Consider the following 13,252-nt stretch of genomic DNA (forward strand, 5'->3'; position numbering starts at 1 on the left):
TCTTCGTGCAGGCGCGTAGCTCAGCTGGTTAGAGCACCACCTTGACATGGTGGGGGTCGTTGGTTCGAGTCCAATCGCGCCTACCAATTCCTTTCGTTTTCCTGCTCGGTTTCCAGGCCGCGCTGCCCTCGGGGTAAGCCATGCCCAGGGCCGCCCTTGCGGCAGCCTAGAATCGGTTGCACCGCAGCAGCCCACGAGCATCGAGACGCATGAGCCGTACCAGAACCCCGGCGCCCGCCGCCGGCGAATCCAAGGGCAAGCCTTCGCGGCGGGTCATCAAGAAGTACCCCAACCGCCGGCTCTACGACACGGAAAGCTCGGCCTACGTCACGCTGGCCGAGGTGCGCGAACTGGTAATGAAGCGCACGCCCTTCACGGTGCGCGACGCCAAGACCGGCGAGGATCTGACGCGCAGCATCCTCTTGCAGATCATCCTGGAAGAAGAGGCCGGCGGCGCGCCGATGTTCACCGAGGCGGTGCTGGCCAACATCATCCGCTTCTACGGCCACGCGATGCAGGGTTTCATGGGCTCGTATCTGGAGAAGAACGTCCAGGCGTTCATGGAGATCCAGGCCAAGCTGGCCGAGCAGTCGCAGGGGCTGACGCCGGAGATGTGGACCCAGTTGATGCACATGCAGTCGCCCATGATGCAGGGCATGATGGGCAGCTACCTGGAGCAAAGCAAGAACATGTTCCTGCAGATGCAGGAACAGATGACGCGCCAGACCGAGCAGGTGCTGGGCGCGTTCGGCGTCAAGCGCTGAACGTGCGCGCCGCCCCGGGCTATGGGGCACCGATTTTTTGAACATGAACGACACCACCACGATGGCGCCTCCGCGCGTCGGCTTCGTCAGCCTGGGTTGCCCCAAGGCGCTGACCGACTCCGAACTCATCCTCACTCAGCTTTCCGCCGAGGGCTACCAGACCAGCAAGACCTTCGAGGGCGCGGACCTGGTCATCGTCAACACCTGCGGCTTCATCGACGAAGCCGTGAAGGAAAGCCTGGACACCATCGGCGAGGCGCTGGCCGTCAACGGCAAGGTCATCGTCACCGGTTGCCTTGGTGCAAAAACGATAGCTGTCAGCGCAGATGGAGCGGGCGCTGGAGGCCAAAAAGACTCTGAAAATCTGGTCAGGCACCTGCACCCTTCGGTGCTGGCCGTCACCGGCCCGCACGCCACGCAGGAAGTGATGGACGCGGTGCACCAGCACTGCCCCAAGCCGCACGACCCGTTCATCGACCTGGTGCCTGGCGCCTTCGGCGAGGTGGGGCTGAAGCTCACGCCGCGCCACTACGCCTACCTGAAGATCAGCGAGGGCTGCAACCACCGCTGCACCTTCTGCATCATCCCCTCGATGCGCGGCGACCTGGTGAGCCGCCCGATCGGCGACGTGCTGAGGGAGGCGCGCGCGCTGTTCGAGGGCGGCGTGAAGGAACTGCTGGTCATCAGCCAGGACACCTCGGCCTACGGTGTGGACGTGAAGTACCGCACCGGCTTCTGGGACGGTCGCCCCGTCAAGACCCGCCTGCTGGAGCTGGTGCAGCAACTCGCCGACCTGGCCGAGCCGCACGGCGCCTGGGTACGGCTGCACTACGTCTACCCGTATCCGCACGTGGACGAGATCCTGCCGCTGATGGCCGAAGGGCGCGTGCTGCCCTACCTCGACGTGCCCTTGCAGCACAGCCACCCCGACGTGCTGCGCCGCATGAAGCGCCCGGCCAGCGGCGAGAAGAACCTGGAGCGCATCGCGCGCTGGCGCGAGGTGTGCCCCGAGATCGTGGTCCGCTCCACCTTCATCGCCGGCTTCCCGGGCGAGACGGAAGAAGAGTTCGAGCACCTGCTCGACTTCGTGCGCGCCGCGCGCATCGACCGCGCCGGCTGCTTCGCCTACTCGCCGGTCGAGGGCGCCACCGCCAACGACCTGCCCGGCATGCTGCCGCCCGCGCTGCGCGAGGAGCGCCGCGCGCGCTTCATGGCCGTGGCCGAGGAGGTGTCCACCGCCAAGCTGCGCGAGCGCATCGGCGCCACCATGCAAGTGCTGGTCGATTCCGCGCCCGCGCTGGGCCGGCGCGGCGGGGTGGGGCGCAGCTACGCCGACGCGCCCGAGATCGACGGCACCGTGCAGCTGCTGCCGCCGGAGAAGATCAGCAAGACGCTGAAAGTAGGCGAGTTCACGCGTGCGCGCATCGTGGGCACGCAAGGCCACGATCTCGTGGCCTTGCCGGTGTGATGAAGGGGCCACGATCTCGTGGCCTTGCCCGTTTAACGATGAGGCAAGAAAAAAGCCACCCGGAGGTGGCTTTTCGAAGCAGCGTGTCTGATAACCTCAAACCCGTTGCATGCATTTGTTGGTGCCCAAGAGAGGACTCGAACCTCCACGCCTCTCGGCGCTAGTACCTGAAACTAGTGCGTCTACCAATTCCGCCACCTGGGCATCAGGAACCAAGGATTCTATATCAAAAATTCAGACATTTCCAGCAGCCTGCTGGATGAAATCGAAGGCACGGTGCAAGGCCACCGCGACGGCCACGGCTTCGTGGCGCGCGACGACGGCCAGCCCGACATCTACCTGCCGCCCAACGAGATGCGCGCGGTGCTGCACCGCGACCGCGTCAAGGTGCGCATCGTGCGCCACGACCGGCGCGGCCGTCCCGAGGGGCGCGTGCTGGAGATCGTGGAGCGCCCGCCGCACCCGATCATCGGCCGCCTGCTGAATGAAGGCGGCATCTGGCTCGTCGCTCCCGAGGACAAGCGCTACGGCCAGGACGTGCTGGTGCCCAAGGCCGCCATCGGCGCCGCCAGGCCGGGCCAGGTGGTGGTGGTCGAGTTGACCGAGCCGCCGGCGCTCTACGGCCAGCCCGTGGGCCGCGTGAAGGAGGTGCTGGGCGAGATCGACGACCCCGGCATGGAGATCGAGATCGCCGTGCGCAAGTACGGCGTGCCGCACGAGTTCTCGCAGGCCGCCATCGGCGAGGCGCGTGCGCTGCCCGACGCCGTGCGCGCCGAAGACCACCAGGGCCGCGTGGACCTGACCGACGTGCCCCTGGTCACCATCGACGGCGAGGATGCGCGCGACTTCGACGACGCGGTGTACTGCGAGCCCGCCGTCGTCAGCGGCCGCGGCAAGAAGCCCAACGGCTGGCGCCTGCTGGTGGCCATCGCCGACGTCAGCCACTACGTGCGCACCGGCAGCCCGATCGACATCGACGCCTACGACCGCGCCACCAGCGTCTACTTCCCGCGCCGCGTGATCCCCATGCTGCCCGAGAAGCTGAGCAACGGCCTGTGCTCGCTCAACCCCGACGTGGACCGCCTGTGCATGGTGTGCGACATGCTGGTGTCGGCCCAGGGCGAGGTGGCGGCCTACCAGTTCTACCCGGCGGTGATGCACAGCCACGCCCGCTTCACCTACACCGAGGTGGCGGCCATCCTGGCCAACACGCGCGGACCCGAGGCGGCACGCCGCAAGGCGCGCGTGCCCGATCTGCTGAACCTGCACGACGTGTTCGGCGCCCTGCTCAAGGGCCGCGCGACGCGCGGCGCGGTGGACTTCGACACGGTGGAGACGCAGATCGTCTGCGACGAGTCGGGCCACATCGAGAAGATCGTGCCGCGCACGCGCAACGACGCGCACCGCCTGATCGAGGAATGCATGCTGGCCGCCAACGTGTGCAGCGCCGACTTTTTGCAACAGGGCCGGCAGCCCGGCCTGTACCGCGTGCACGAGGGTCCCACGCCCGAGAAGCAGGATCTGCTGCGCGCCTACCTGAAGGCGCTGGGCCTGGGCCTGACGATCAGCGAGACGCCCGAGCCGGCCGAGTTCCAGCGCATCGCCGAGGCCACCAAGGACCGGCCCGATGCCGAGCAGATCCACATGATGCTGCTGCGCTCCATGAGCCAGGCCATCTACACGCCCGTCAACAGCGGCCACTTCGGCCTGGCCTACGAGGCGTACACGCACTTCACCAGCCCCATCCGGCGCTACCCCGACCTGCTGGTGCACCGCGTCATCAAGGCCATCCTGGGCAAGCAGAAGTACCGCCTGCCGGCGCTGCCCACGCCCGGCGAGGCGCACGAGAAGCTCAAGGTCAGGTTGCAGAAGAACAGCGCCGCGCGCGGGCGCGACCCCGATTCGCCCGCCGCCCGCCTGTCGCCCGAGATGCAGGCCTGGGAGGCCGCCGGCCTGCATTGCAGCGCCAACGAGCGCCGCGCCGACGAGGCCAGCCGCGATGTCGAGGCCTGGCTCAAGTGCAAGTACATGAAGGAGCACCTGGGCGAGGAATACGCCGGCACCGTGAGCGGGGTGACCAGCTTCGGCCTGTTCGTCACCTTGCAGGACATGTACGTCGAAGGCCTGGTGCACATCACCGAGCTGGGCGGCGAGTACTTCCGCTTCGACGAGGTGCGGCAGGAACTGCGCGGCGAGCGCACCGGCATCCGCTACGCCATCGGCACGAAGGTGCGGGTGCAGGTCAGCCGCGTGGACCTGGACGGGCGCAAGATCGACTTCCGGCTGGTGGACGAGGGCGGCGAGCTGATATCGCGCGCTCAACGCGACAAGGGCGCGGCGCCGGCCGGCGAGCGCGGCCAGCCGGCCAAGGCCTCGGACAAGCGCGCCGCGCGCAAACAACGCCAGGAGCGCCAGGCGCGCCAGGAAGGCGAGGGCGCGCGCCCTTCGCCCATCCAGGCGCTGCGCTCGGCCGTCAAGAACGCCGCAGCCAAGGTCAAGAAGAGCAACAAGCCGCGCCGGTGAGTCGCCTTACTATGGTTTAGATAGCTGCTGGCGCTTGCTGGACGGGCGCTGTAGGCACTTTTCTTATAAAGGAATCGCGCATGAGCAACCCAGCTTCTTCCCGCGTCGCCGTGGTCACCGGCGCCGGCACCGGCATCGGCCGCGCGGCGGCGCTGGCCCTGCTGGGCGACGGCTGGCGCGTGGTGCTGGCCGGCCGCCGGCCCGAGCCGCTGCATGAGACGGCGCAGGCCAGTGCCGCAGGTGAGCGCGTGCTGGCCGTGCCCACCGACGTGACCGATCCGGCGGCGGTGGCGGCGCTGTTCGAGCGCGCCGTGGCGGCGTACGGTCGCGTCGATCTGCTGTTCAACAACGCGGGCATCGGCAACCCCCCCGGCCCGTTCGAGGACTGGACGGCGGAGCAGTGGCGCGGCGTGGTCGATGTCAACCTGAACGGCATGTTCTATGGCCTGCAACAGGCCTTCCGCACCATGAAGGCACAGACGCCGCGCGGCGGGCGGATCATCAACAATGGCTCCATCTCGGTGCACGCGCCGCGCCCCAACTCCGCCGCCTACACCGCCACCAAGCACGCCGTGGCGGGCCTGACCAAGACGGCCGCGCTCGACGGGCGCAAGTACGACATCGCCGTCGGCCAGATCGACGTGGGCAACGCGCTCACCGAGCTGGCGGCGGCCTTTACCCGGGGCGTGCCGCAGGCCAACGGCGAGATCGCGGTGGAGCCGGTGATGGACGTGAATATCGTCGGCCAATCGGTGCTCTACATGGCCAACCTGCCGCTGGAGGCCAACGTGCTGTTCCACACAGTGATGGCGACCAAGATGCCCTTGGTGGGGCGGGGCTGAGGCTAAGGCGACAAGGCCCGCGCCAGTGCGCCGGCGGTGAACGCGCGGCCTTCGTTCCACGTGTCCGCCGCCGCGCCGTGCTGGTACACGCCGGCGCAGGCCGCCTCGAACGCCACCAGGCCGGCCGCCAGCCGCGCGCCGATCAGCCCGGCCAGCACGTCGCCCGTGCCGGCGGTGCTCAGGCGCGCGTTGCCCGTGGGGTTGATGTGCGGCGTTTGGCCGGGCGCCGCGATGACGGTGCCCGAGCCCTTGAGTACGGCCACGGCCTGGAACCGGTCGGCCAGTGCACGTGCGGCAGCGAGGCGGCCCTGCTGCACGTCCGCCGCGCCGATGCCCAGCAGGCGCGCGGCTTCCAGCGGGTGTGGCGTCAGCACCGTGGCTTGGCCGCGCGCGGCGCGTTCGCGCAGGCGGGCGGCCAGCGCGTCGTCGCCGGCCAGTGCGTTCAGCGCGTCGGCGTCCAGCACCAGGCGCGGCGCTTCTTGCAACACGCGGGGCAGTTGCGCCTTCACCGATGCGCCGCCGCCGCAGCCGCAGACCACGGTAAGGGCATCCAACGGCAGCGCCTCGGCGCGCCGAAACATCAGCTCGGGCTGCGCCACGTCGCAGCGCAGTTCGGGCATGCCCAGCAGCGCGACGTAGACCCGCCCCGCGCCGCCGTGCAGCGCCGCGCTGGCGGCCAGCAGGGCCGCGCCGTTCATGGCGCTGCCGCTCTCCAGGGCCTCGCCGCCGATCACCGCTACGTCGCCGAAGCTGCCCTTGTGGCTGGCGTGCGGTCGAGGTGCCGGTGTGGGCGCGCCGCTCAGCCAGGCCGTGGGCGGCTCGTCGGGCGCTACGCCCAAATCGTCGAACCAGACCTGCCCGCAGGCGTCGCGGCCCTGCGCGGTGAACAGGCCGGGCTTGCGCGTGAGCAGGCTGAGGGTGTGGCGCGGTGCGGTGCGGGATTCAAAGCCTTTTTGGCCTCCAGGGCAGGTGGGGCGGGCGCCAGCAGCTATTTTATTTGTAGTATCTTCGTGAAACGCGCCGGTATCGGCATCCAGCCCGGTGGGCAGGTCCACCGCCAGCACTGGCGCCGGACCTGCATGCAGCAGGCGCAGCCATTCGGCCATGCGCCCGTCCGGCGCGCGTGCGGCGCCGATGCCCAGCAGGGCGTCGATGCACAGGTCTTGCGCTTGCAGCACAGGCGGTTCGTCGGCGAAGCACACGCCCGCGTCATGCGCGCGCTGCCACGACGCCCGCGCGTCGGCCGGCGCTCGTTCCGGGCTGCCGAGCCAGGTCACCACCGGGTCCAGGCCCCAGCGGCGCAGATGCATCGCAGCCTCCAGCCCGTCGCCGCCGTTGTTGCCCGGCCCGCAGGCGATCCAGACGGTGCGCGCATGCGGCGCCAGCGCCAGCGCCAGCCGCGCGGTGGCCAGACCCGCGCGCTGCATTAGTGTGTGCGGCGGGAGTTCGGCAGCGGCGCGCGCCTCCCATCGCCGCGTGGCGGCCACGTCATACAAGGGGTGGCGGATGGTCGGGTCGAGCAGCATGGGCATGGGATGATTGTCCGCTCATGATCGGATTCATCGCATGACACTCTGCGCCTCTCTGGCCGCCCCTCTGCACGTGGGCATCGTTGGCTGCTCGGCAGAGGGCGCCGCCCTGTGCTACCGCACGCTGTGCGCGGAAGGCGCGGCACGGCTGGGCGAGCACCGGCATCCGCCCGTGTCGATGCACACCCCTTCACTCCAGGACTACGTGCAATGCCTCGAACGGGGCGATCTGGACGGCGTGGCGGCGTTGATGCTCGACTCCGCGCGCCGGTTGCAGGCGGCAGGCGCCGAATTCCTGATCTGCCCCGACAACACGGTGCACGCGGCATTCGACCGTGTGCGCGAGGCTTCGCCCTTGCCTTGGCTGCATATCGCGGAGGTGGTGGCGGAAGAAGCGCTGCGTCGGGGTTTGCGCCGCGTCGGGCTGACGGGCACCGCCTGGCTGGTGGCCAGCGATGTCTACCCGGCAGCGCTGGCGGCGCGCGGCATCGACTGCGTGCGGCCGACCGAAGCGCAGCGGCTGGAGATGGGCCGGCGCATCATGGACGAACTGGTGCCCGGCCGCATCGAATTCGCCACGGTCCGGTACTTCCAGTCGGTGGTGGAGCACTTCCGGGATGTCGGATGCGATGCGGTGATCCTGGGCTGCACGGAGATTCCGCTCGTCCTGAGCGACGCCAACGCCGCGCTGCCGACGCTCGACTCGACCCGCCTGTTGGCGCGCGCGGCGCTGGATCGGGCGCTGGCAGGAATGTCCTGCTGAAAGCGGCCACAGCGCCGGCTCAGCGCAGGCGCTCCAGGCCCAGGCCCTCGGTGTCGATGGCCGGCTCGCGCCCGGCCACCAGGTCGGCCATCACCCGCGCCGACCCGCAGGACAGCGCCCAGCCGCTGGAGCCGTGCCCCAGGTTCAGCCACAGGCCGGGGACGCCGCTGGCGCCGATGATCGGCGGGCCGTCGGGCAGCATCGGGCGCGCGCCCTTCCACACCTGCACGCCGCTGGACAGGCGTCCGGCGGCCGGGAACCAGTCGTTCAGCACCTTGTAGAGCGTGCGCACGGCGGCGTCGTTCACGGCATCGGGATGGCCGCCGATTTCGGCCGAGCCGGCCACGCGCACACGCTGGCCCATGCGCGTGATGGCGACCTTGTAGCGCTCGTCCATCACGCCGCTGCGCGGCGCGTGCACCGGCTCGGGGATGTGGGCGCTGATCGAGTAGCCGTACACCGGCCGCAGCGGCAGGTGGATGCCCAGCGGCCGCAGCAGCGCGGCCGACTGCACGCCCGCGCACACCACCACCGCGTCGAAGCGCTGTGGCGCGGGGTCGCCAGCTATGTAAAGCGTAGCTGCCTGCGCTTGATCCACGCGCGCCACGGGCGTATTGAACATGAAGCGCGCGCCCAGCGCCTCGGCCGCGTCGCGCAGGATCAGGGCGAACTGCCGGCAGTTGCCCACCTCGTCCTGCGGCAGATGGATGGCGCCGGCCAGCGGGGTGCCGGGGTGCAGCGCGGGCTCGATCTGGCGCGCTTCGTCGCCGCTGATCTCGTGGAAGGGCACGCCCAGCTCGCGCAGCACGGCCAGGCCGGGCTGCACCATGCGGCGGTCGTTCTCGCTGCGCAGCAGCACCATGTAGCCCTCGCCGCGGTCGAAGTCGTAGGCCATGCGCGCGGCCACCTGGTGCAGGCGCTGGCGGCTGTAGAAGGCCAGGCGTTGCAGCCGGGCGCGGTTGGCGGCGTAGGCGGCGGCGTCGCAGGCGCGCAGCCAGCGGCGCATCCAGCCCAGGTCGGCGGCGGCCAGCGGGCGCGCGATGCGCACCGGCGCATGGCGCGCCAGCAGATGGCCCAGCACCTTGCCGGGCATGCCGGGCGCGGCCCAGGGCGTGACGTAGCCGGGCGCCACCACGCCGGCGTTGGCGAAGCTGGCGCCTTCGGCGACGGTGGCGTGGCGCTCGAACACGGTGACCTGGTGGCCGTCGGCGGCCAGTTCGTAGGCCGTGGTCACGCCGACGATGCCGGCGCCGAGGATGGCGATGTTCATGAGAAGGCGGGGCTTGCGGGGCGTGCTAAAATCTTCGGGTTTTGCTGCCTGAAGGGCCTGACAAGGATTCCCGGCGCGGCAAGACAAATCGCAAACCGGCCCCTACGAGGTGTCGCCACTCAGCCTTCACAGGTCTTTGGTGGCGATGGGCGGGCCGGATTTTAGACCCAACCTTGCAAAGGTACTTCCCATGTCCGTGACCATGCGTCAAATGCTGGAAGCCGGTGTCCACTTCGGTCACCAGACGCGCTTCTGGAACCCCAAGATGGCCCCCTTCATCTTCGGCCATCGCAACAAGATCCACATCATCAACCTGGAAAAATCGCTGCCGATGTTCCAGGAGGCGCAGAAGTTCGCCAAGCAGTTGGCGGCCAACCGCGGCAACATCATGTTCGTCGGCACCAAGCGCCAGGCGCGCGAGATCGTGGCCGAGGAAGCGCGCCGCTGCGGCATGCCCTTCGTCGAGCAGCGCTGGCTGGGCGGCATGCTGACCAACTTCAAGACCGTCAAGACCTCGCTCAAGCGCCTGAAGGAGATGAAGGCCCAGCAGGAAGCCGGCCTGGAGAGCATGAGCAAGAAGGAGCAGCTCATGTTCACGCGCGAGATGGACAAGCTGGAGCGCGACATCGGCGGCATCCAGGACATGACCGCGCTGCCCGACGCCATCTTCGTCATCGACGTGGGCTACCACAAGATCGCCGTGTCCGAGGCCAAGAAGCTGGGCATTCCGCTGATCGGCGTGGTCGATTCCAACCACAACCCGGACGGCATCGACTACGTCATCCCCGGCAACGATGACTCGGCCAAGGCCGTGGTGCTGTATGCGCGCGGCATGGCCGACGCCATCCTGGAAGGCAAGGCCAATGCCGTGAACGACGTGGTCAAGGCCGTGCAGGCCGAGGGCGACGACGAGTTCGTCGAAGTGCAGGACGAAACTGCCGCCTGACGGCGCCCGCAGCCGCCCCGTGCGGCTGGCAGCAAAGGGGCGCCACCGCCCCTTTTTTCAATTTTTTTCTGGCACGGGCTTCGGCCCGGCCACGAACACCAGATACGGAGTAAACAAGACATGGCAGCAATCACCGCAAGCATGGTCGCCGAACTGCGCGCCAAGACCGACGCCCCCATGATGGAGTGCAAGAAGGCGCTGACCGAGGCCGATGGCGACATGGCCAAGGCCGAGGAGGTTCTGCGCGTCAAGCTGGGCACCAAGGCCGGCAAGGCCGCCAGCCGCGTCACTGCCGAGGGCGTGATCGCCGCCCACATCGACGGCAGCGCCGGCGCCATGGTCGAGGTCAACTGCGAGACCGACTTCGTCACCAAGAACGAGATGTTCCTGGCCATGGCCCAGGCCGCCGCCCGCCTGGCGGCCGAGCAGAACCCGGCCGACGTGGCTGCGCTGGCCGCGCTGCCTTACGAGCAGGACGGCTACGGCCCCACGCTGGAAGGCGTGCGCACGGGCCTGATCGGCAAGATCGGCGAGAACATGAGCCTGCGCCGCTTCGCGCGCAAGGCCGGCGGCGGCAAGCTGGCCAGCTACCTGCACGGCACGCGCATCGGCGTGCTGGTGGAATACGAAGGCGACGAGGTGGCCGCCAAGGACGTGGCCATGCACGTGGCCGCCATGAAGCCCAAGGCGCTGACCGCCGCCGACGTGCCTGCCGAACTGGTGGAAACCGAGCGCAGCGTGGCCACCGCCAAGGCGGCCGAGTCCGGCAAGCCGGCTGACATCGCCGCCAAGATGATCGAGGGCGCGGTGCAGAAATACCTCAAGGAGGTGTCGCTGTTCAACCAGCCCTTCGTCAAGAACGACAAGCAGACCGTCGAGCAGATGCTGAAGGAAAAGAACACCAAGGTGCTGGGCTTCACGCTGTACGTGGTGGGCGAGGGCATCGAGAAGAAGGCCGACGATTTCGCTGCCGAGGTGGCTGCGCAGGTCGCGGCGGCTCAGGGCAAGGCTTGATCGCCCTGCGCCGTTAAACTCCGTCCGCCGCCACTGCCCAGACACCTGCCGATGACCAAAGCCAAGCCCGCCCACCGGCGCATCCTGCTCAAACTCTCCGGCGAAGCCCTGATGGGCGACGATGCCTTCGGCATCAACCGGGCGACCATCGAGCGCATCGTGGGCGAGGTCGCCGAGGTCACGCGCATGGGTGTGCAGGTGGCGGTGGTGATCGGCGGCGGCAACATCTTCCGCGGTGTGGCGGGCGGCTCGGCCGGCATGGACCGCGCCACCGCCGACTACATGGGCATGCTGGCCACGGTGATGAACGCGCTGGCGCTGGCCGACGCCATGAACCACCAGGGCCTGACGGCGCGCGTGATGTCGGCCATCGCCATCGAGCAGGTGGTCGAGCCCTACGTGCGGCCCAAGGCGCTGCAATACCTGGAAGAAGGCAAGGTGGTGGTGTTCGCGGCCGGCACCGGCAACCCGTTCTTCACCACCGACACCGCCGCCGCGCTGCGCGGCGCCGAGATCGGCGCCGAGCTGGTGCTCAAGGCCACCAAGGTGGATGGCGTGTACACCGCCGACCCCAAGAAGGATCTCCAGGCCACGCGCTACGCCAAGCTGACGTTCGACGAGGCGATGACGCGCAACCTGGGCATCATGGATGCCACCGCCTTCGCGCTGTGCCGCGACCAGAAGCTGCCGATCAGGGTGTTCTCGATCTTCAAGCCCGGCGCGCTGAAGAGCGTGGTGCTGGGCGCCGACGAAGGCACGCTGGTGCACGCCTGAGCCCGCGGGTCTCGTGAAGGAGCTTTGACATGACGATTGCCGACATCAAGAAGAACGCGCAGGCCAAGATGGACCAGTCCATCGCCGCCTTCAAGAGCAACCTGACCAAGATCCGCACCGGCCGCGCCAATCCGGCGCTTCTGGACACCATCCACGTCGAGTACTACGGCAACCACGTGCCGCTGTCGCAGGTGGCCAACGTGTCGCTGCTGGACGCGCGCACCATCAGCGTGCAGCCGTGGGAAAAGGGCATGGGTGCCAAGATCGAGAAGGCCATCCGCGAGAGCGAGCTGGGCCTGAACCCCGCCAGCATGGGCGACCTGATCCGCGTGCCCATGCCGCCCATGAGCGAGGAGCGCCGCAAGGAGATGACCAAGGTGGTGCGTCAGGAGGGCGAGCAGGCCAAGATCGCCATCCGCAACCTGCGCCGCGACGCCAACGAGGCGATCAAGAAGCTGGTCAAGGACAAGGAAGCCACCGAGGACGACCAGAAGCGCTCCGAGGCCGAGATCCAGAAGGCCACCGACAAGCACATCGCCGAGATCGATGCGCTGGTGGCTTCGAAGGAAAAGGACATCATGGAGGTCTGAGGCTCACGCCTCGCCTTCGTACGGTTCGCTTTCCGCGCATGGCGAAAGCACCCATCCCGTCCGCGCCGCCGCGCCACGTCGCCATCGTGATGGACGGCAACGGCCGCTGGGCCAAGCGTCGTTTCCTGCCGCGCATCGCCGGCCACCGGCAGGGCGTGGAGTCGCTGCGCCGCTGCATCCGCGCCTGCGCCGAGCGCGGCGTGCAGGTGCTCACGGTGTTCGCCTTCTCGTCCGAGAACTGGAACCGGCCCGAGGAGGAGGTCAGCGGCCTGATGGATCTGCTGGGCAAGGCGCTGGCGCGCGAAGTGCCCGAACTGCGCCAGGGCGGCATCCGCGTGCACTTCGTCGGCGACCGCGCCGCGCTGTCCGAGCGGCTGCGGCGCGACCTGGCGCAGGCCGAAGGCCAGACGGCTGACAACACGCGGATGGTGCTGAACGTCTGCCTCAACTACGGCGGCCGCTGGGACATCGCCCAGGCCGCGGCGCGGCTGGCGGCGGCGGGCGAGCCGATCACCGAGGCTTCGCTGTCCGGCGCGATGGCGCTGGCCCACGTGCCCGACCCCGACCTGCTGATCCGCACCGGCGGCGAGCGGCGCATCAGCAACTTCCTGCTGTGGCAGTGCGCGTACAGCGAGCTGGTTTTCAGCGACCGGCTGTGGCCCGACTTCGACGAGGCCGCGCTGGACGAGGCCCTGGCCGACTTCGCCGCGCGCGAGCGCCGCTTCGGCCAGACCTCGGAGCAGGTGGTGCGCGTCGCCGCGCACTGACC

12 protein-coding genes and 2 tRNA genes are annotated in these 13,252 nt (G+C 69.0%); 11 read left to right on the plus strand and 3 right to left on the minus strand.

What is annotated here, in order from left to right; genetic code table 11:
• Nucleotides 1-9 precede the first annotated feature (9 nt).
• The 3 genes from QM772_RS16215 (at nt 10) to rimO (ending at nt 2,232) form a co-directional block, all read left to right on the plus strand.
• Nucleotides 10-86 (plus strand) — tRNA-Val (locus tag QM772_RS16215).
• A 123-nt stretch (nt 87-209) separates the two neighbouring features.
• Nucleotides 210-764, plus strand: coding sequence for a polyhydroxyalkanoate synthesis repressor PhaR (gene phaR / locus QM772_RS16220; protein ID WP_415138267.1), 555 nt, complete (start codon nt 210-212; stop codon nt 762-764).
• A 43-nt stretch (nt 765-807) separates the two neighbouring features.
• Entirely contained in the window at nt 808-2,232 is a 1,425-nt protein-coding gene (gene rimO / locus QM772_RS16225) for a 30S ribosomal protein S12 methylthiotransferase RimO (RefSeq protein WP_415138269.1), read from the plus strand.
• Nucleotides 2,233-2,351: 119 nt separating this feature from the next.
• On the opposite strand, the gene QM772_RS16230 is transcribed toward rimO, so the two are convergent.
• Nucleotides 2,352-2,436: transfer RNA gene (locus QM772_RS16230), tRNA-Leu, on the minus strand.
• A gap of 48 nt (nt 2,437-2,484) precedes the next feature.
• Here QM772_RS16230 and rnr point away from each other — a divergent pair.
• On the plus strand, nt 2,485-4,755 hold the full coding sequence (gene rnr / locus QM772_RS16235; protein WP_415139630.1) for a ribonuclease R: 2,271 nt from the start codon (nt 2,485-2,487) through the stop codon (nt 4,753-4,755).
• An 80-nt stretch (nt 4,756-4,835) separates the two neighbouring features.
• Entirely contained in the window at nt 4,836-5,597 is a 762-nt protein-coding gene (locus QM772_RS16240) for an SDR family oxidoreductase (protein WP_415138271.1), read from the plus strand.
• A gap of 2 nt (nt 5,598-5,599) precedes the next feature.
• On the opposite strand, the gene QM772_RS16245 is transcribed toward QM772_RS16240, so the two are convergent.
• Nucleotides 5,600-7,123, minus strand: a complete 1,524-nt coding sequence (locus QM772_RS16245) for an NAD(P)H-hydrate dehydratase (RefSeq protein WP_415139632.1) — start codon at nt 7,121-7,123, stop codon at nt 5,600-5,602.
• Between the two features lie 40 nt (nt 7,124-7,163).
• Between QM772_RS16245 and QM772_RS16250 the strand changes: the two genes are divergently transcribed.
• Nucleotides 7,164-7,889 carry an aspartate/glutamate racemase family protein gene (locus QM772_RS16250; protein ID WP_415138273.1) on the plus strand — a complete coding sequence of 242 codons (726 nt, stop codon included), beginning with the start codon at nt 7,164-7,166 and terminating at the stop codon, nt 7,887-7,889.
• Nucleotides 7,890-7,908: 19 nt separating this feature from the next.
• Here QM772_RS16250 and QM772_RS16255 read toward each other — a convergent pair whose 3' ends face one another.
• On the minus strand, nt 7,909-9,159 hold the full coding sequence (locus QM772_RS16255; RefSeq protein ID WP_415138275.1) for a D-amino acid dehydrogenase: 1,251 nt from the start codon (nt 9,157-9,159) through the stop codon (nt 7,909-7,911).
• A gap of 190 nt (nt 9,160-9,349) precedes the next feature.
• Between QM772_RS16255 and rpsB the strand changes: the two genes are divergently transcribed.
• The 5 genes from rpsB to uppS all read left to right on the plus strand — a co-directional run bounded on the left by rpsB (nt 9,350) and on the right by uppS (nt 13,250).
• Nucleotides 9,350-10,105 (plus strand): 30S ribosomal protein S2, encoded by a 756-nt coding sequence (rpsB, locus tag QM772_RS16260; RefSeq protein WP_415138277.1) that lies wholly within the window; start codon nt 9,350-9,352, stop codon nt 10,103-10,105.
• A 120-nt stretch (nt 10,106-10,225) separates the two neighbouring features.
• Entirely contained in the window at nt 10,226-11,119 is an 894-nt protein-coding gene (tsf, locus tag QM772_RS16265) for a translation elongation factor Ts (protein ID WP_415138279.1), read from the plus strand.
• 51 nt (nt 11,120-11,170) lie between these two features.
• Entirely contained in the window at nt 11,171-11,893 is a 723-nt protein-coding gene (gene pyrH / locus QM772_RS16270; protein WP_415138281.1) for a UMP kinase, read from the plus strand.
• A 29-nt stretch (nt 11,894-11,922) separates the two neighbouring features.
• Nucleotides 11,923-12,483 (plus strand): ribosome recycling factor, encoded by a 561-nt coding sequence (gene frr, locus QM772_RS16275; protein ID WP_415138283.1) that lies wholly within the window; start codon nt 11,923-11,925, stop codon nt 12,481-12,483.
• A gap of 38 nt (nt 12,484-12,521) precedes the next feature.
• Nucleotides 12,522-13,250: a polyprenyl diphosphate synthase gene (gene uppS / locus QM772_RS16280; protein ID WP_415138285.1), complete on the plus strand. Its 729-nt coding sequence runs from the start codon at nt 12,522-12,524 to the stop codon at nt 13,248-13,250.
• Nucleotides 13,251-13,252 lie beyond the last annotated feature (2 nt).

It is taken from the genome of Ottowia sp. (assembly GCF_047601385.1).
In the GTDB taxonomy this organism is placed as follows: domain Bacteria; phylum Pseudomonadota; class Gammaproteobacteria; order Burkholderiales; family Burkholderiaceae_C; genus Ottowia.